17 protein-coding genes are annotated in these 16,866 nt (G+C 68.8%); 12 read left to right on the top strand and 5 right to left on the bottom strand.

Annotation, left to right across the window (positions count from 1 at the left end; genetic code table 11):
* Window positions 1-3: 3 nt before the first annotated feature.
* Window positions 4-1,263, top strand: a complete 1,260-nt coding sequence (gene murA, locus ACYVJH_RS13095; protein WP_460455090.1) for a UDP-N-acetylglucosamine 1-carboxyvinyltransferase — start codon at window positions 4-6, stop codon at window positions 1,261-1,263.
* Here murA and ACYVJH_RS13100 read toward each other — a convergent pair.
* Genes ACYVJH_RS13100 through purM form a run of 3 tightly spaced genes read right to left on the bottom strand, consistent with a single transcriptional unit; the run spans window position 1,260 to window position 3,680 of the window.
* Window positions 1,260-1,976 (bottom strand): DUF3108 domain-containing protein, encoded by a 717-nt coding sequence (locus ACYVJH_RS13100; RefSeq protein WP_460455091.1) that lies wholly within the window; start codon window positions 1,974-1,976, stop codon window positions 1,260-1,262. The two genes, murA and ACYVJH_RS13100, sit on opposite strands and share 4 nt — an antisense overlap.
* Complete coding sequence (gene purN / locus ACYVJH_RS13105) at window positions 1,969-2,646, bottom strand: phosphoribosylglycinamide formyltransferase (protein WP_460455092.1); 678 nt, start codon at window positions 2,644-2,646, stop codon at window positions 1,969-1,971. Before purN ends, ACYVJH_RS13100 begins: the two co-directional genes overlap by 8 nt.
* Before the next feature lie 2 nt (window positions 2,647-2,648).
* Window positions 2,649-3,680 carry a phosphoribosylformylglycinamidine cyclo-ligase gene (gene purM / locus ACYVJH_RS13110; protein ID WP_460455093.1) on the bottom strand — a complete coding sequence of 344 codons (1,032 nt, stop codon included), beginning with the start codon at window positions 3,678-3,680 and terminating at the stop codon, window positions 2,649-2,651.
* 117 nt (window positions 3,681-3,797) lie between these two features.
* Here purM and ACYVJH_RS13115 point away from each other — a divergent pair, with 117 nt between their 5' ends.
* The 11 genes from ACYVJH_RS13115 to ACYVJH_RS13165 all read left to right on the top strand — a co-directional run bounded on the left by ACYVJH_RS13115 (window position 3,798) and on the right by ACYVJH_RS13165 (window position 14,476).
* Window positions 3,798-4,994 carry a DUF2066 domain-containing protein gene (locus ACYVJH_RS13115; protein WP_460455094.1) on the top strand — a complete coding sequence of 399 codons (1,197 nt, stop codon included), beginning with the start codon at window positions 3,798-3,800 and terminating at the stop codon, window positions 4,992-4,994.
* Entirely contained in the window at window positions 4,991-5,551 is a 561-nt protein-coding gene (locus ACYVJH_RS13120; protein ID WP_460455095.1) for a CDP-alcohol phosphatidyltransferase family protein, read from the top strand. Before ACYVJH_RS13115 ends, ACYVJH_RS13120 begins: the two co-directional genes overlap by 4 nt.
* Complete coding sequence (locus tag ACYVJH_RS13125; RefSeq protein ID WP_460455096.1) at window positions 5,548-6,666, top strand: AI-2E family transporter; 1,119 nt, start codon at window positions 5,548-5,550, stop codon at window positions 6,664-6,666. Before ACYVJH_RS13120 ends, ACYVJH_RS13125 begins: the two co-directional genes overlap by 4 nt.
* Window positions 6,663-7,346 (top strand): DnaA regulatory inactivator Hda, encoded by a 684-nt coding sequence (gene hda / locus ACYVJH_RS13130; RefSeq protein WP_460455097.1) that lies wholly within the window; start codon window positions 6,663-6,665, stop codon window positions 7,344-7,346. The genes ACYVJH_RS13125 and hda overlap by 4 nt, the downstream gene beginning before the upstream one ends.
* Window positions 7,347-7,373: 27 nt before the next feature.
* The gene (locus ACYVJH_RS13135) at window positions 7,374-8,411 is read left to right on the top strand and encodes an aminoglycoside phosphotransferase family protein (RefSeq protein WP_460455098.1); all 1,038 of its coding nucleotides are present in this window, start codon (window positions 7,374-7,376) and stop codon (window positions 8,409-8,411) included.
* On the top strand, window positions 8,408-9,094 hold the full coding sequence (murU, locus tag ACYVJH_RS13140) for an N-acetylmuramate alpha-1-phosphate uridylyltransferase MurU (RefSeq protein ID WP_460455099.1): 687 nt from the start codon (window positions 8,408-8,410) through the stop codon (window positions 9,092-9,094). The genes ACYVJH_RS13135 and murU overlap by 4 nt, the downstream gene beginning before the upstream one ends.
* 98 nt (window positions 9,095-9,192) lie before the next feature.
* The gene (locus ACYVJH_RS13145) at window positions 9,193-10,338 is read left to right on the top strand and encodes a GGDEF domain-containing protein (protein ID WP_460455100.1); all 1,146 of its coding nucleotides are present in this window, start codon (window positions 9,193-9,195) and stop codon (window positions 10,336-10,338) included.
* Window positions 10,339-10,397: 59 nt separating this feature from the next.
* Window positions 10,398-11,807, top strand: a complete 1,410-nt coding sequence (locus ACYVJH_RS13150; protein WP_460455101.1) for a mannose-1-phosphate guanylyltransferase/mannose-6-phosphate isomerase — start codon at window positions 10,398-10,400, stop codon at window positions 11,805-11,807.
* Window positions 11,804-13,096, top strand: a complete 1,293-nt coding sequence (locus tag ACYVJH_RS13155; protein WP_460455102.1) for a nucleotide sugar dehydrogenase — start codon at window positions 11,804-11,806, stop codon at window positions 13,094-13,096. Before ACYVJH_RS13150 ends, ACYVJH_RS13155 begins: the two co-directional genes overlap by 4 nt.
* A gap of 36 nt (window positions 13,097-13,132) precedes the next feature.
* Window positions 13,133-14,143: an NAD-dependent epimerase gene (locus tag ACYVJH_RS13160; protein ID WP_460455103.1), complete on the top strand. Its 1,011-nt coding sequence runs from the start codon at window positions 13,133-13,135 to the stop codon at window positions 14,141-14,143.
* 60 nt (window positions 14,144-14,203) lie between these two features.
* A complete protein-coding gene (locus ACYVJH_RS13165; RefSeq protein ID WP_460455104.1) occupies window positions 14,204-14,476 on the top strand; it encodes a hypothetical protein in 273 nt (90 codons plus the stop codon).
* Here ACYVJH_RS13165 and ACYVJH_RS13170 read toward each other — a convergent pair.
* Both ACYVJH_RS13170 and ACYVJH_RS13175 read right to left on the bottom strand, forming a co-directional pair.
* Window positions 14,460-15,572 carry a sensor histidine kinase gene (locus ACYVJH_RS13170; RefSeq protein ID WP_460455105.1) on the bottom strand — a complete coding sequence of 371 codons (1,113 nt, stop codon included), beginning with the start codon at window positions 15,570-15,572 and terminating at the stop codon, window positions 14,460-14,462. The two genes, ACYVJH_RS13165 and ACYVJH_RS13170, sit on opposite strands and share 17 nt — an antisense overlap.
* 212 nt (window positions 15,573-15,784) lie before the next feature.
* Window positions 15,785-16,786 (bottom strand): XOO1806 family protein, encoded by a 1,002-nt coding sequence (locus tag ACYVJH_RS13175; protein WP_460455106.1) that lies wholly within the window; start codon window positions 16,784-16,786, stop codon window positions 15,785-15,787.
* Between the last annotated feature and the right edge of the window lie 80 nt (window positions 16,787-16,866).

Consider the following 16,866-nt stretch of genomic DNA (forward strand, 5'->3'; position numbering starts at 1 on the left):
CACATGGCAAAGATCGTAATCACCGGCGGTGAGCCGCTAAACGGCGACGTGCAGATTTCCGGCGCCAAGAACGCCGTGCTGCCCATCCTGGCGGCCACGCTGCTGGCCGACGGCCCGATCTCTATCGGCAACGTGCCGCACCTGCACGACGTCACCACCACCATGGAACTGCTGGGCGCGATGGGCGTGCAGCTGATGGTCGACGAAAAGCTCACCATCACCGCCGACCCACGCTTCATCACCTCCACCGTGGCCCCGTACGAGCTGGTGAAGACCATGCGCGCCTCGATCCTGGTGCTGGGTCCGCTGCTGGCGCGTTTTGGCCATGCCGAGGTTTCGCTGCCCGGTGGCTGCGCGATCGGTTCGCGGCCGGTGGAACAGCACATCCGCGGCCTGCAGGCGCTGGGCGCCGAGGTCAGCGTGGAGAACGGCTTCATCAAGGCCCGCGCCGAGCGCCTGCGCGGCGGCCGCTATGTGTTCGACATGATCACCGTCACCGGCACCGAGAACGTGCTGATGGCCGCGGCCCTGGCCAAGGGCACGACCGTGCTCGAAAACTGCGCGATGGAGCCGGAGGTCGTGGACCTGGCCAACTGCCTGATCGCCATGGGCGCCGACATCGAGGGCGCCGGCACCAACCGGATCGTCGTGCACGGCGTCGACCGCCTCAATGGCATCCACTACGACGTGCTGCCCGACCGCATCGAGGCCGGCACCTTCCTGGTGGCCGGCGCCATGACCGGCGGTCGCGTCACCGCGCGCCGCACCCGCGCCGACACCATGGACGCGGTGCTGGTGAAGCTCGAAGAGGCCGGCGCGCATCTCACCGTCACCTCCGACAGCATCACCGTCGACATGCGCGGCAATCGGCCGAAGTCGGTGAACCTGACCACCGCGCCGTACCCGGCCTTCCCGACCGACATGCAGGCGCAGTTCGCGGCGCTCAACACCATCGCCGAGGGCGTTGGCGTGATCACGGAAACGATCTTCGAAAATCGCTTCATGCACCTCAACGAATTGCAGCGCCTGGGCGCCGACATCCGCATCGAGGGCAACACGGCCATCATCCGCGGCGTCGCGCAGATGACCGGCGCGCCGATGATGGCCACCGACCTGCGCGCTTCGGCGTCGCTGGTGCTGGCCGGCCTGGTCGCCAAGGGCGAAACCGTGGTCGACCGCATCTACCACATCGACCGCGGCTACGAAAACATCGAAGAAAAGCTCGGCACCCTCGGCGCCAAGATCCGCCGCCTGCCGAGCTAACGAATGGCGGTGATGCGCAGGTCCAGCGTCTCGCCGTCGGATTCGTATTGCTTGATGCGCAGCGGCAGCCAGCCATGGTTGCGGGCGAACCAGAGCTTGGTGACGCGGCCGTTGTCGGCGCCGCGCTGGCGTTCCACGCGCAGGGCGCGTTCGGTGCCGATGGCGGTGCGCAGGCGCACGGCGGCGGCCACGCGGTAGGTCTGGGTTTCCACGCCGCGGCGGCCGGCCACCGGGAAGTCCATCGAGCCGCGTTCGCCCGCCGCCAGCGCCACCATGATCGCCGCGGTGGTGCCATGCGGGTCGAGCAGGCCGGCCGGGGCCGCGTAGGAGGCCGACTGGTCCTTCCAGTGGCTGCTGGCCTGGCCGGCGGCGCGATCCACCGAAAGCCGCTCCTCGCGGTTTTTCCATGCGGCCTTTTGCTGCATCTGGTAACTCACCAGCTCCAGGCCGTCGCCGGTCCAGCGAAGCCGCGAACGTTCCTCGCGTTCAATGCCCGCCAGCGCCGCGAGGCCTTCGGTGGCCTGGCTGCGGGTCACCAGTTCATAGACACCGTCGCCCAGGCGCTGCAGCGACACCTGGCCGGTGCCGATGTGCTGGTCGTTGCGGCGCACTTCGTAGTCCGCGCTGAAGGGTTTGGGCGGCGACGCGGCGCCGGCCAGCAGCGGCAAGGCCAGCGCCCCGGCGGCGAACAGGCCACGCAGGACGTTACGCATGTGCCGTCTCCCTCTGCAGCTCGTCCCTGGCGTCAAGCCGCAGCGGCCGGTCCAGCGCCTGGCCATCGAAAAGCCACCGGCCATCGTCCAGGCGGGCGCGGCCGCCGGCGATCGCGGCGGTGCAGGCCACCAGCAGGGCGTGTTCACGCGGCGACAGGCGGTCGGCCAGCGTGTCGGGCGTATCGTCGGCGCCGACCTCCAGGCGCACCTGCGCCAGCACCGGGCCGGCGTCCAGGGCCGGAATAACGGCGTGCACGCTGGCGCCGTGCTCGGTTTCCCCGGCGGCGAGGACGCGGGCGTGGGTGTCCAGGCCTGGATGGCGGGGCAGCAGGGAAGGGTGCAGGTTGATCATGCGGTCCTCGAATCGGCGCACCGTGGTGTCGGTGATGATGCGTAGGTATCCCGCACATACGATGAGGTCGGGCTGAACACCGGCCACCGCGCTGAACAGCGCTTCATCGTGGCTGGCCCGATCGGCGTAGTCGCGCGGTTTCAGGGCGACGGCGTGCAGGCCGTGATCACGGGCAATGGCCATCGCGCCGCACTTTGGCTTGTCCGAAAACACGCCCGCGATCTGGCCGGGCAGCCGGCCGTCGGCGATCGCGCGCAGCAGCGCCTGCAGGTTGCTGCCGCGTCCCGAGGCCAGTACCGCGATCCGGTATCCGGACATCTTCAGCCGATGCGCACGCGCTCGGCGCCGGCCTTCACCACCTGGCCGATGGCGCGGTGCGCCAGGCCCAGGCGCTGCAGGTCGGCCGATACCGCGGCCACGTCGCCCGGGGCCAGCACCAGCACGAAGCCGATGCCGCAGTTGAAGGTGCGCCACATTTCCTCGCGCGCCACCGCGCCTTCGCGCTGCAGCCAGTCGAACACCGGCGGCAGGTGAATCGCCGAGGCTTCAATGTCCAGGCCCAGGCCCTCGGGGATGACGCGGATGATGTTTTCCGTCAGGCCGCCGCCGGTGATGTGGGCCATGGCGTGCAGCTCGTGTTTGCCCAGCAGTTCCAGCACCGGCTTCACGTACAGGGTGGTCGGCGCCATCAGCGCGTCCACCAGTTTGACGCCGCCGACGTCGAGATCGGCCGGGCGGCCGGCGCGGTCGTAGATGCGGCGCACCAGCGAATAACCGTTCGAATGCGGGCCGGACGAGGCGATGCCCAGCAGCACGTCGCCTTCGCGGACCTTGGCGCCGTCAAGCAGCTGCGATTTCTCCACGGCGCCGACGGTGAAGCCGGCCAGGTCGTATTCGCCCGGGCCGTACATGTCGGGCATTTCCGCGGTTTCGCCGCCGATCAGGGCGCAGCCGGCGAGTTCGCAGCCCTTGGCGATGCCGGAGACGACGGCGACGGTGGTGTCGACGTCGAGCTTGCCGGTGGCGAAATAGTCCAGGAAGAACAGCGGCTCGGCGCCCTGCACCAGCACGTCGTTCACGCACATGCCGACCAGGTCGATGCCGATGCTGTCGTGGCGACCCAGCTGCTGGGCCAGCTTGAGCTTGGTGCCCACGCCGTCGGTGCCCGAAACCAGCACCGGCTCGCGGTACTTGCCGGCCAGGTCGAACAGCGCCCCGAAGCCGCCCAGGCCGCCCATCACTTCCGGCCGGAAGGTGCGCTTGACCAGGGGTTTGATGCGCTCGACGAGTTCATTGCCGGCGTCGATATCAACACCCGCGTCGCGGTAGGTGAGGGGAGTGGGCGTGGTCACGGCAGGTCCGGCGCTGGGAAAGGCCGGCATTCTACCAGCCGGCCATGGCACGGCCGACATGGACGTGCCGGCCCCTATCCGGCACCATTCCAGCCTGCCCCGCACGCCGCCGAGTCCATGCGCCCACGCCCCAACGCCCGTTTGTTCGCCGCCCTGCTGGCCCTGATGGTCGTGCCCTTCGCCGCCGCGCAGGCCCAGGCGCCCGACGTACCGCTGCCCGAGGAATCTGCCGCCGGGACCCCGGCCGACGCCGCCGACCTGCTGGCCGACGCCCCGGCCCCGCGCGACATGGCGCTTTACACCGGCGAAAGCGAATTGCTGGGCCAGTCATCCGGCGAACGCCGCGCCGCCACCGCCCGGGCCCTGGCCCAGGTGCTGGTGAAGCTGACCGGCGAGCCACTGGCCAGCGCCAATCCGGTGGTGCGACGGGCCCTGCCCAAGGCCGCTGGCTTCGTCCTGGACGAGCGTACGTCCGAAGGCGTGTCCGACCAGCAGGGCAATACCGCCATCGGCGGCGCCCCGGTATACAAGACCTCGCTGCAGGTGCAGTTCGACCCCAACAAGGTGGACGCGCTGATCGTCGGTGCCGGCCTTCCGTTCTGGGGTCCCGACCGACCCAGTCCGATCCTGTGGCTGGCGATTGACGACGGCCGCGGCGCCCGGCTTGTGAACGCCAGCCAGATCAACGTGGTCAAGCCGCTGGCGGCCCGCGGCACCGAACGTGGCCTCAGCTTTGGCCTGCCCGCGGGCAGCGCGGTCGAACAGGCCGCCGTGGACACCATCTGGGCCCGGAATCCGGCCCCGATGCAGGCCCTGACCGAACGTTACGGCCACCAGACCCAACTGCTGGGCCGCCTGTTCCGCGAAGGACAGGGCTGGACCGCCGACTGGGTCCTGACCAGCGGCGGCAGCGAGCTCTCGCGCTGGTCGTATAGCGACCCCAGCGCCCAGCGCGCCCTGGCCTCGGGCGCCGACGGTGCCGCCGACGCCATCGCCCGTCGCGACGCGACCCGCGCCGACGTCGGTGAACCAGCCCAGCACCAGGTGCTGATCACCGGCCTGCGCATGGCCGACGATTTCACGCGCGCCATGGGCTATCTGCAGACACTGCCGGTGGTGCGCGAACTGGCCGTGGAAGAAGCCACGTCCGACAGCCTGCGCCTGCACCTTGACCTTGCCGTGGGCGTGCCCGCCTTCGAAAGTTTCCTGGCGGCCGGCGACGTGCTCGAGGCCGAGGGCTCCGCCTACGTCGCCGCGCCCGGCGGGCTGCCGCCGGCCGAGCCGGTCGTGGCCCGCTACCGCCTGCGCCCATGAATCTCAAGCACCTGCCGAACGCCATCACCGGCCTGCGCCTGGCGATGGCGCCGGTGTTGCTTTGGCTGCTGTGGGCAGGGCATTACCGTGACGCCCTCTGGGTGGCAGTGGTGGCCGGCGCCAGCGATGCGTTGGACGGCCTGCTGGCCAAACGGTTTGGCTGGCAAAGCCGCCTGGGCAGCCTGCTCGACCCCGTGGCCGACAAGGCCCTGCTGGGCTGCGCCTTCGTCGGCCTGTGGCTGGCCGGAGCGCTGCCGGCCTGGCTGGTGGCCCTGGTGGTGGCGCGAGACCTGGTGATCCTGGGCGGTGCGATGGTCTGGTGGCGCCTGGCCGGCCCCTACGATGGCGAGCCCAGTTGGCTGGGCAAGGTCACCACCGTGGCGCAGATCGTCCTGGTGCTGGTCTGCCTGGTCGACCGCGCCGGCTGGACGGTGCCGCTGAACCGGCTGGTGGACCTGACGCTGGGCGTGGCCTTCCTTACCTTTGTCAGTGGCGTGGACTACGTTGTCCGCTATGGTGTGAAGGCCTGGCAGCAAGGAAGGAAACCCGCCGCATGAACTCGACCCGCATGCCCGACCCCTTCAGCGACCAGCGCCGCTGGCAGTGGCTGGCCCTGGCCGTCGTGGTGGGGGTGCTGGTGTGGCTGCTCAGCCCGATCCTCACGCCCTTCGTCATTTCGGCCCTGCTGGCCTGGCTGGGCGAGCCGCTGGTGAGCAAGATCGAGCGTAGCGGCCGCTCGCGCACCGCCGCGGTGATGCTGGTTTTCACCCTGATGACCCTGGCGCTGGCGCTGGCGGTGCTGCTGCTGGTGCCGCTGATCGAAAGCCAGGTGTCGAAGTTCATCGACTGGTTGCCGCGTTTCGGCCAGTGGCTCACCGGTACCGCCGTGCCCTGGGCCGAAAGCCGGTTCAACATGGAGCTGTCCGGTTATGTCGACCCGAGCCAGCTGATCGAACTGTTCAAGCAGCATTGGCGACAGGCAGGCGGTGTTGCCGCCACGGTGATGGGCGAGCTGTCCAAGTCGGGCATGGCCCTGATCAGCTGGCTGGTGAACCTGGCGCTCATTCCGGTGGTGACGTTCTATTTCATGCGCGACGGTTCGGCCATGCTGGCCCGCGTCCAGGAACTGCTGCCGCGTCCCGTGGAGCCGACGGTGACCAAGCTGGCGCGCGAATCGGACCAGGTGCTGGGTGGCTTCATCCGCGGCCAGCTGAGCGTGATGATCGCGCTGGGCACCATCTATGCCGTTGGCCTGACGGCCGTGGGGGTGGACCTGGGCATCCTGATCGGCCTGGTCGCGGGCCTGGTCAGCTTCGTGCCTTACCTGGGCGCCATCGTTGGCCTGGGCGCGGCGGTCATCGCCACGCTGGTCCAGCACGGCGACCTGATGCACCTGGCATTGGTGCTGGGCGTATTCGGCATGGGCCAGCTGCTGGAAAGCTTCTGGCTGACGCCCTGGCTGGTGGGCGACAAGATCGGCCTGCACCCGGTGGCGGTCATCTTCGCGATCATGGCCGGTGGCCAGCTGTTCGGTTTCCTGGGCGTCTTGCTGGCGCTGCCGGTGGCCGCGGTGGCGGTCGTGGTGGGCCGGTACCTGTATGAGCGTTACACCCACAGCAGGCTTTACGGCGCCGATGAATCAACCGTGGTTGTCGTCGAAAAAGAACCATGACCACCCCGCAATTGCCGCTGGGCCTGCGCGCGCCGCCGGACCAGCGCCTGGACGCTTTCCTGGGCAACGACGCCGTGCGCGCGGCAATTCAGGCCGCCGCCACCGGGGCGTCCCGCGAGTGGCTCTACCTGGCCGGACCCACCGGCAGCGGCAAGAGCCACCTGCTGCTGGCGGCCTGTGCCGAAGCCGTGGCGGCCGGCCGTCGCGCGGCCTACCTGCCGATGGCAGCCTTCGCGGGTCGCCTGGCTGCCGGGCTGGCCCAGCAGGAAAATGCCGACCTGCTGTGCCTGGACGGGCTTGAGGCGATCGCCGGCCATGCCCAGGACGAAGAGGCGCTGTTCCACTTCCACAACCGCGCCCGCCACGATGCCGGCGCGGTGATCTACGCCGCCCGCAGCCACCCCGGTGATATCGGCCTGGAGCTGCGCGACCTGCAAACCCGCCTGGGCCAGTGCGCGCGCCTCACCCTGGAAGCCCTGGACGAAGCCGGCCGCCGCGACGTGTTGCGCCAGCGCGCCGCCCGCCGCGGCCTGGAACTCGACGACGCCGTGCTGGACTACCTGCTGCGCCGCGTCGACCGCGACCTTGCCAGCCTCACCCGGCTTCTGGACGAGCTCGACCGCGCCAGCCTCGCCGCCCAGCGACGCATCACCATCCCCTTCCTCCGCCAGCACCTGTGAACCAGGCTCAACGGTTTCGGGCACCCGATGAACCTGGTCCGCGTCACCTCGGCCATACTTGCTGACATGAACCTCATTGATCGCGAAGGCTTGCGGCTGCAGTGGACCCGCCAGGTGCTGGGCGACCCCGATGCGCCGGTGGAGCGCGCTTCGAACGACGCGAGCTTCCGCAGCTACTGGCGTACGCGCTCGGCCGGCCGGGCGTGGATCGTGATGGATGCGCCACCGGACAAGGAAGACATCCAGCCCTGGCTGGACGTCGCCGGTCGCCTCGCGCGCGCCGGCCTGCACGTGCCGGACATCCAGGCCGCCGACCCGCAGCGCGGTTTCGTGCTGATGGAGGATCTTGGCGACCGCATCCTGCTTCCCGAACTCAACGGCACCCATGTCGACGGCCTGTATGGCGATGCCATGCGTGCCCTGCTGGCCATGCAGCTGAATGCCGACACCACCGGCCTGCCTGACTACGACGAGGCGCGGCTGGTGGCCGAGATGGAGCTGATGCCGGAGTGGTTCCTCAAGCGCCACCTGGGCTTCACGCCCGGGTGCGAACAGTGGGACATCATCGAGTCCGCCTTCCGCGCCCTGGTGTCCAGCGCCCGGGCACAGCCGCAGGTTTTCGTGCACCGCGACTTCCACTCGCGCAACCTGCTGGTCACCGAAAACGATTCGCCCGGCGTGATCGATTTCCAGGACGCCGTGCGCGGGCCGATCACTTACGACCTGGTCTCGTTGCTGCGCGATTGTTACATCGAATGGCCCAATCACCGCGTCGAAGACTGGGCCGGCGCCTACCGCGAAGAACTTGCCGCCGCCGGCGTGCCCGTGCCCGATCGCAAGGCCTTCCTGCGCGCCTTCGACCTGATGGGCCTGCAGCGCCACATCAAGGTGCTGGGCATCTTTTGTCGGCTCTGGTACCGCGACGGCAAGGCCGGGTACCTGCAGGACCTGCCGTTGGTGTGGAAGTACACCCGCGACGTCGGATCGCGGCACCCCGAAACCGCACCGCTGGTGGCGCTGATCGAAAGCGCCATCGGCAATCACGACATCACCCAGCCCGCATGAAGGCCCTGGTCTTCGCCGCCGGCAAGGGCGAGCGCATGCGCCCGCTGACCGACACCACGCCCAAGCCGCTGCTTTCCGTGCGCGGCAAACCGCTGATCGCATGGCACCTGGAAAAGCTCGCGGCCCTGGGCGTGAGCGAGGTGGTCATCAACACCTCGTGGCTGGCGCATGCCTTTGAACCCGCGCTCGGCAGGGGTGAACGCTGGGGCCTGCGGCTGCACTACTCGCACGAAGGCTCCGAGCCGCTGGAAACCGGCGGCGGCATGCTGCACGCCCTGCCGAGGCTGGGCGACCAACCCTTCCTGGCGGTTAACGCCGACATCTGGTGCGACTACGATTTCGCCCACCTGCCGCGCGACCCCGCCGGCCTGGCCCACCTGGTGCTGGTGGACAACCCGCCCCACAACCCGGAAGGCGACTTCGCCCTGCTCGAAGACGGGAGCGTGCAGCCCGCGGGTGAACAGCGCCTCACCTTTTCCGGCATCGGCCTGTACCGGCCGGCGCTGTTCGCCAACTGGCGCAGCGTCATCGGCGCCGCCGCCGGCGCCGAACTCGACCCGCCGCGTTTCCGCCTGGCGCCCCTGCTGCGCGCCGCCATGCGCGCTGGCCAGGTGACGGGCGAACACCACCGCGGTACCTGGACCGACGTGGGCACCCCCGAACGACTGGCCGCCCTGGGCTGAGCACGACCGAAACACGCATCCGGTCACGAAGTCGGCGCCTGGTCCGGATCCGGCGTGGCGTCGCCCCGGCCGGCGCCGCCGTACTGTGGCTCGGTTCCTTGAACCCATGGGCGAAATGGCTGCTTAATGCCTGGGTGCTCAAGACCGCCGCCCGCTCCGCGCAGCTGATGCTCTGCCACGCTCTGGAAGGCGACCTGGCAGGTCTGCCCGCGCACGAGCGCCGCGAACAGTACCGCCGCCAGATCCAGATGCTGCACGGGCCCATGAGCAAGCTGCTGCTGGCCATGGCCGTACTGGCGGCGATGGTTTCGGCCTACGAGGCCTTCGTGCTCCCGGCCCTGCCGTCGCGGCTGGTGCTTCAGGCCGGCGGCGTGGCGCTGCTGGTCGCCATGGCGGTGCGCTACCGCACGGTGGTGTCGATCCGCCGCCGCCGTGCGCTGGGCCTGGCGTTCCTGGCGCTGTTGCTGGGCTGCCTGGCCATGGGCGCGCTGGAGTGGCGCGGTGCTTCGTTGCTGCCGCTGGCGGTTTTCCTGCTGCTGCCGGTGACCTGGCTGCCGCTGTTGGTGAAGCCGCACATCACCTTCGGCGGCCTGGCCCTGTGTACCGCGGTGGTAGCGGGACTGTTGCTGGACGCCAAGGCGCCCGCGAGCGAAGTGCAGCTGTTCGGTTTGTACTACCTGCTGAGCACCGGTTCCGGCCTGGTGCTGCGGCGGGCCCGCAGCAACCTGGCCACCCGCCTGGACAAACAGGTCGAATCCCTGTGGCAACGCGCCGTCAGCGACCCGCTGACCGGCCTGCTCAACCGCCAGGGCTGGCTGAACCTGGCCGGCACCGCCATGGCCGACGCCCTGCGCGATGGCCGGGTGCCGGCGGTGCTGTTCATCGACGTCGACCACTTCAAGCGCACCAACGACGAATTCGGCCATATTGCGGGCGACGACCTGCTGCGTGCGCTGGGCCAGGTCATCGACGCCCGTATTGGCCCGGGCGAATACAGCGCCCGGCTGGGCGGCGAGGAGTTTGCCTGCCTGCTGCCGGATTCGTCGGTTGAAAATGCCCGGCGCTTCGCCGAACGCCTTGCCGCCGATTACCGCCTGCGGGCCCGCGATTACGGTTCGACACTGAGCATCGGCATCGCCACCCACGAGAGCGGCGACGTACTCAACGATCTGCTGGCCCGTGCCGATGCGGCGCTGTACCAGGCCAAACGCGGCGGTCGCGACCAGGTGGTGGTCAGCCGCTAAGTGCCCGTCCCAGGCGACTGTGGCAAACTGCCGGGCATTCAAATCCTGCTCCGATACCCATGACCGAACTCGTCCCCGTCCTGCTATCCGGCGGCTCCGGCACTCGCCTCTGGCCCCTGTCGCGGGAAACCCACCCCAAGCAGTTCCAGCCGCTGGTGGGCGAAAAGTCGCTTCTGCAAGCCACCTGGGAACGCCTCGAGGGCCTGGACGGGCTGGTCGCGCCGATCGTGGTGGCGAACGAAGACCATCGTTTCATGGTGGCCGAACAGCTGCGCCGGGTCGGCGCCGTGCCTTCGGCCATCGTGCTTGAACCGGTGGGTCGCAACACCGCCCCGGCGATTGCCGTTGCCGCGCTGCAGGCCCGCGCCGACGGCGCCGACCCGCTGCTGCTGGTACTGCCGTCGGACCATGTCATCGCCGACGAAGCCGGTTTCCGCGCCGCCGTGCAGGCCGCCTGCGCCGCGGCGGGCGAGGGCGCCCTGGTCACTTTCGGCATCGTGCCCACCGGCCCCGAAACCGGCTACGGCTACATCAAGGCGGGGGCCGCGACGTCGAGTGTGCAGCCGGTCGAAGCCTTCGTCGAAAAGCCCGACAAGGCCACCGCAGAAACCTACGTTGCCAGCGGGGACTACTTCTGGAACTCCGGCATGTTCCTGTTCCGCGCCTCGAGTTATCTGGCCGAACTGGAAAAATACGCGCCGGCCATGGTCGCCGCCGCCCGCGAATCGCTTGAGAAGGCGCAGCGCGACGTCGATTTCCTGCGCCTGGACCGCGACGCTTTCGAAGCCTGCCCTGCGGACTCCATCGACTACGCGGTGATGGAAAAAACCGACAAGGCCGCCGTGCTGTCCATCAACGTGGGCTGGAACGACGTGGGCAGCTGGAATGCCCTCTGGGAAATCGCCGACCAGGACGCCGACGGCAACGCCCACCACGGCGACGTGATCGCGCTTGATTGCCGCAACACCCTGGCCTGGGGCGGCCGCCGACTGGTCAGCCTGCTCGGCCTGGACGACGTGATCGTGGTGGACACCGACGACGCGCTGCTGGTGGCGGCGCGCGACCAGGTGCAGGAGGTGAAGGCGATCGTTGCCCGCCTGAAGGGCGAAGGCCGGCCCCAGGCCAGCATCCACCGAAAGGTCTATCGGCCCTGGGGCAGCTACGACGGCATTGATAGCGGCGAACGTTTCCAGGTGAAGCGCATCGTGGTGAAGCCCGGTGCGGCGCTCAGCCTGCAGATGCACCACCACCGCGCCGAACACTGGATCGTGGTCAGTGGTTCTGCCCGGGTCACCTGCGGCGACGAGGTCTTCCTGCTGGCCGAGAACCAGAGCACCTACATTCCGCTGGGCAGCAAACACCGGCTGGAAAACCCCGGCAAGGTTCCGCTGGAGCTTATCGAGGTGCAGTCGGGCAGTTACCTCGGGGAAGACGATATCGTGCGTTTCGAGGATGTGTACGGGCGATGACAAACCTATGGGGACAGGATCTGCGGCAGGTCCGGGTTGCCATAGTTGGCTTGGGATACGTGGGCCTTCCACTGGCCATGGCCTTTGGCCGCGGTCACCAGACCCTGGGCTTCGACGTCAACCAGGAGCGCCTCTCGGCACTGCGTGCCGGGCACGATCACACGGGCGAAGTCACGGACGCGCAGTTCGGCGCAGCGACGGGACTGACATTCAGTTCCGACCCGGCCGACCTGTCGGGCTCCGATGTTTTCATCGTCACCGTGCCAACGCCGGTGGACGAGGCGAACCAGCCGGACCTGGGGCCCTTGCGGGTGGCCAGCGAGACGGTCGGACGGGCGCTGAAGCCAGGGGCGGTGGTCGTGTTCGAATCGACCGTTTACCCCGGCACCACGGAAGAGGTTTGCGTACCCATCCTCGAGAAGGCATCCGGGCTCCGCTTCAACGCCGACTTCTTCTGCGGCTATTCCCCCGAGCGGATCAATCCAGGGGACCGCGTGCATACGCTGGAAACGATCATCAAGATCACGTCCGGCTCAAGCCCGGAGGCCGCCGCCTTCGTTGATGCGCTGTATGCCGGCATCATCCCCGCCGGCACGCACCTGGCCTCCTCCATTCGCGTGGCGGAAGCCGCCAAGGTCATCGAGAACACCCAGCGTGACGTCAACATCGCGCTGATCAACGAGCTCGCGATGATCTTCAACAAGATGGGCATCGATACCCGGGAAGTGCTGGCGGCCGCCGGCACGAAGTGGAACTTCCTGCCTTTCCGCCCAGGGCTGGTCGGCGGGCACTGCATCGGCGTCGATCCCTACTACCTGACCCACAAGGCCAGCGTGCTGGGCTACCACCCCGAACTGATGCTGGCGGCTCGACGCATCAACAGCCGCATGGGTATCTACGTCGCCCACCGGGTCATGGCGCTGATGGCGAGTCGGCGGCTCAACGTCGTGGACTCACGCATTCTTGTCCTGGGCCTGACCTTCAAGGAAGACTGCCCCGACCTGCGTAATACCCGGGTCGTGGACCTGGTGCGTGAGTTCGAGGCCGCCAACGCCAGGGTGGATGTCTTCGACCCCTGGGTCGATCCGGCGGAGGCTGGCGGCAAGCTCGGGATCGGCCTGGTGGCCGAGCCCGAACCCGGCGCCTACGACGCCGTCGTGCTGGCCGTGGCCCACCGGTCGTTCCGCGAACTGGGCAGCGACTATCTTCGCTCCCTCGCCCGTTCCGGGGGCGTGTTCTACGACATCAAGCATGCCTTGCCGGAAGGCCTGGCGGACGAGCGACTGTAACGGGCACCCGGTGCCACCTTTCGCCTGGAGTGAGCCATGACCATCCTCGTTACCGGGACCGCGGGTTTCATTGGATTCCACGTGGCCAGGGCCCTCCTGGGCCGGGGCATGCGGGTCGTCGGGGTCGACAACCTCAACGACTATTACGACCCCTCGCTCAAGCGGGCACGCCTCACGAGGCTTGAAAGTCTTCCGGGCTACACGCACGTGCACGCCGACCTGGCGGACCGGGAGGCGATCGAAGCGCTGTTCGCGAAAGCATCGCCCAGCCGGGTGGTTCACCTGGCCGCGCAGGCCGGTGTGCGCTATGCATCGACCAACCCGCATGCCTACGTGTCGAGCAATGTCGTTGGGTTCCTCCACATCCTCGAAGGGTGTCGCAACCACCAGGTGGAACACCTCGTGTACGCCTCCACCAGCTCGGTGTATGGCGCGAACAGCAAGCTGCCCTTCTCCGAGCACGAATCCGCCGAACACCCGCTCACCCTGTACGCAGCCACCAAGAAAGCCAACGAACAGATGGCGCACAGCTATGCCCACCTGTACGGCATCGCTTGCACGGGGCTGCGCTTCTTCACCGTGTACGGGCCCTGGGGCCGTCCCGACATGGCCCCCATCCTTTTCGCGAAGGCGATTTCAGAAGGCCGGCCGATCAAGGTGTTCAACCACGGCAAGCATTCGCGCAGCTTCACCTTCATCGACGACATCGTGGAAGGCGTCGTTCGCACCCTGGATGTCCCGCCCGGCCGGGACAAGGCATGGCGCAGCCTCGAGCCCGACCCCGCGACAAGCGGGGTGGCACCCTATCGGATCTACAACATTGGCCACGAAAAGCCGGTGCAGCTGCTTCACTTCATTGAGCTGCTCGAACGCAACCTGGGCCGCAAGGCGGTGATGGAAATGCTGCCGCTGCAGGCGGGCGACGTTCCGGATACCGAAGCCGACGTATCCGACCTGATCGCCGACATCGGCTACCGGCCGGTCGTGTCGGTCGAAGAGGGCGTGGCCAGGTTCGTGGCGTGGTTCCGGGAGTATTACGGGGCCTGAGCAGGGGCGTCGCGCGCCTGGCCCTGTCCCACAGCACGGCCAAGCTGCGTTGGGTGAAGCATGGACAACATTCACTCAGGCCACGGCGGCGCCGTCGACGACGTCGCGCTGGTGGTGTTTTCGCACCACCGGCTGCTCGACAAGCCCGCGCGCACGCTGGAATCGCTGCGCATATACCTGCGCGGGCAAGCCGGGCCGGTTTACGCGGAATTGCGTGCCGGGCGCCCGGTGATGGTGCGTCGGGGGCCGCGGCGACAGCTGGAGCTGCTGGCCCATTCGATGGAAGGCCAGGGTTTCGGCGTGCAGGTGCAGCGACTCAGGCCGGCAGCGTAAGCGTCAAACTCGCGCCCTCGTTGGGCCGCCCCTCCGCGCGCAGGTCGCCGCCCAGGCCCCGGGCCAGCCGCTGGCTGGTTGCCAGGCCGAGGCCGGCGCCAGGGTATTTGTGTTTGTCGTGCAGGCGAAAGAAGGGTTCGAACAGGCGGACGGCGTGCTCCGGGGCGAAGCCAGTACCGTTGTCGCGCACGCGCAGCCACCAGGTGGGAGCATCGGCGGGCTCGAGCCAGCCGGCTTCGATCTGCACTTCCGGCACCACGCCGTCGCGGCGGTACGTGATGGCGTTGGCCAGCAGGTTCTGCAGCACCTGGCCGACGGCGACGGCATCCACGTCGACATCGGGCAGCTCGCCGACGATCACTTCGGCGGCGGCGGCGGTGATATGTCGGTCGAAATCGCCCAGGACCTGGCTGACGACCTCGGCCAGTTGCCGGCGCGGGCGACCTTCGCTGGCCTGGCCGGAGCGGGCCAGCTGGTGCAGGCCGTCGATCATGCCCTGCATGCGTTCGGCCGCGGCCAGCATGCGTGCCACGTAGTCGCGGTCGCCGGGGTGCAGCTGGCTGCGCTGGCTGTGCAACAGGCGGTCACCGAAGGCGCGCACCTTCCGGGTGGGTTCGGAAAGATCATGCGCGGCGCTGGCGGCGAAGCGGTCCAGTTCGGCGTTGGCGCGTTCGAGATGGCCGCGTGCGCGCTCGACTTCGCGCCGGGCGCGCTGCAGGTCGCGTTCCTGGTCGGTGCGGCGCGGTGCCGGCAGGATGGCGCAGTGCACGACGGCGTCGGCGCCCAGGCCTTCGCGGCGGGCGGAAACCAGCACGGGCAGTTCGCTGCCGTCCACGTGCTGCAGGTCCAGCGCGATTTCGTCGGCCTGGCCGCGGCCCATCAGCAGCGGCAGTACGTAGGTGCGCAGGAACATGGTGCTGCCGGGGGTCAGCAGGGTGTCCAGGCGGCTGCCCGTCACCTGGCGGCGATTGCGCCCTAGCAGGTCCAGCAGCCTGGCGTTGCACGCGCGCACGCGCCCGGATGCGTCGAAGCGCAGCAGGGCACAGGGCAGGGTATCCAGCAGCTCGTCTTCGGGTCGCTCAAGGGCGCGATTCATGCGACGGGGCCATCGCGCAGGGACGGACGGTCTTGGATGGGACGGGTGGCCAGGTTCATCGCGGTCCGGGGGCAAGGCGACAAGGACGTGCACGTCGGCACGCGGCATGCCCGGAATGCTACGTGGAGGCGGCGTGAAGACCGAGGAACTGCATCACAGAATGCCGGCGGCCCGATTCTCGCCCGGAGGCGCTGCCACGATGGCTGGCGGGATCAGAGATCCTGCTCGTAGCGGATGTAGGGGACGCGGGTCGACTCGTCCTCGTCGTCCGTGGTGTTGCGGAAGGGATTCTGGCCGCGGCTGACGACGCTGGCGGCGCCGACGCTGAGGCGGGCCTGCCAGGGGGCGCGCCAGGTGACGCCGATGCCGACGTCGCTGTAGCTGGCCGGGCTGCCCGGCAGTTCGATGATGCGACCGACGATTTCGCCGCCGAAGTCGCCGAAGCCCGCCTCCAGGCGCAGGGTGCCGGTGTTCCACTCGGGGCGCACGCCACCGGGCAGCTGGTTGGCACCGACGATGCGTGCGCGGGCCAGCGTGCCGCCGATGCTTATCCAGCCGGTCTGGCCAACCTGCATTTCGCCCAGCAGGCCGACGTCGGTTTCTTCAATGTTGGCGCCGGCGAGACTGAGGATGAGGTCGCTCTGGGCGCCGCCGAAACGCGCGCCGGGGAGCAGCAGCGGCGCCTGGGTATCGAACTGGTTGAGGCCGATGCTGGCGGTGATGCGGCTGCGGTCGCCTTCGAACATGGCATTGGCGCGCAGGCCCGGCCGCGACAGCGCCAGCGGGATCGCGGTACCGGAATTGGCCAGGTTGGCGGCCAGGCAGTGCTGCGCCAGCTGGCCGACGCTGCGCGCGACGGCGCTGTTGTCGCACAGCAGGCCCAAAGTGGGATTGGCCTCAAGCTGCAGGCTGGCGCCCACGCGGCGGCCGTTGTCCATCGGCAGCACCACGCCTGCGCCGGCGGCGGGCGCGGCATTGCGGCCCAGCAGTCGGTCGAGGGAGCTGTCCTTGCCGGTGCCGCGGTCGATGAGAAGGAAGCCTTCCAACTGGCCGCTGCGGTTGTTGAGGATCGGCAGCGCCGTGGTATTGCCGGCCCTGTCTTCGTCCTGCGCGTCGGCCTGCGGGATGTACAGCGGGGGCGGCGTCTGCGCGAACGCGGAAGCCGCCGCGAGGGCAAGCACGATTCCGGCGATGGGGCGCAGCAGCGGCGACATGGGGGGGGCGTCCTAGTTGGCTCTGCTTAGGGCAGGCTCCGGCGGGAAAGTTCCCGGACGGTTAGCGGTGAATTTACCAC

It is taken from the genome of Arenimonas aestuarii (assembly GCF_054781715.1).

What these genes read in the sequence shown, in the direction of transcription:
- murA (WP_460455090.1), top strand. Translation starts at nt 4, where the DNA reads ATGGCAAAGATCGTAATCACCGGCGGTGAGCCGCTAAACGGCGACGTG.
- ACYVJH_RS13100 (WP_460455091.1), bottom strand. Translation starts at nt 1,976, where the DNA reads ATGCGTAACGTCCTGCGTGGCCTGTTCGCCGCCGGGGCGCTGGCCTTG.
- purN (WP_460455092.1), bottom strand. Translation starts at nt 2,646, where the DNA reads ATGTCCGGATACCGGATCGCGGTACTGGCCTCGGGACGCGGCAGCAAC.
- ACYVJH_RS13115 (WP_460455094.1), top strand. Translation starts at nt 3,798, where the DNA reads ATGCGCCCACGCCCCAACGCCCGTTTGTTCGCCGCCCTGCTGGCCCTG.
- ACYVJH_RS13120 (WP_460455095.1), top strand. Translation starts at nt 4,991, where the DNA reads ATGAATCTCAAGCACCTGCCGAACGCCATCACCGGCCTGCGCCTGGCG.
- ACYVJH_RS13125 (WP_460455096.1), top strand. Translation starts at nt 5,548, where the DNA reads ATGAACTCGACCCGCATGCCCGACCCCTTCAGCGACCAGCGCCGCTGG.
- hda (WP_460455097.1), top strand. Translation starts at nt 6,663, where the DNA reads ATGACCACCCCGCAATTGCCGCTGGGCCTGCGCGCGCCGCCGGACCAG.
- ACYVJH_RS13135 (WP_460455098.1), top strand. Translation starts at nt 7,374, where the DNA reads ATGAACCTGGTCCGCGTCACCTCGGCCATACTTGCTGACATGAACCTC.
- murU (WP_460455099.1), top strand. Translation starts at nt 8,408, where the DNA reads ATGAAGGCCCTGGTCTTCGCCGCCGGCAAGGGCGAGCGCATGCGCCCG.
- ACYVJH_RS13150 (WP_460455101.1), top strand. Translation starts at nt 10,398, where the DNA reads ATGACCGAACTCGTCCCCGTCCTGCTATCCGGCGGCTCCGGCACTCGC.
- ACYVJH_RS13155 (WP_460455102.1), top strand. Translation starts at nt 11,804, where the DNA reads ATGACAAACCTATGGGGACAGGATCTGCGGCAGGTCCGGGTTGCCATA.
- ACYVJH_RS13160 (WP_460455103.1), top strand. Translation starts at nt 13,133, where the DNA reads ATGACCATCCTCGTTACCGGGACCGCGGGTTTCATTGGATTCCACGTG.
- ACYVJH_RS13165 (WP_460455104.1), top strand. Translation starts at nt 14,204, where the DNA reads ATGGACAACATTCACTCAGGCCACGGCGGCGCCGTCGACGACGTCGCG.
- ACYVJH_RS13170 (WP_460455105.1), bottom strand. Translation starts at nt 15,572, where the DNA reads ATGAATCGCGCCCTTGAGCGACCCGAAGACGAGCTGCTGGATACCCTG.
- ACYVJH_RS13175 (WP_460455106.1), bottom strand. Translation starts at nt 16,786, where the DNA reads ATGTCGCCGCTGCTGCGCCCCATCGCCGGAATCGTGCTTGCCCTCGCG.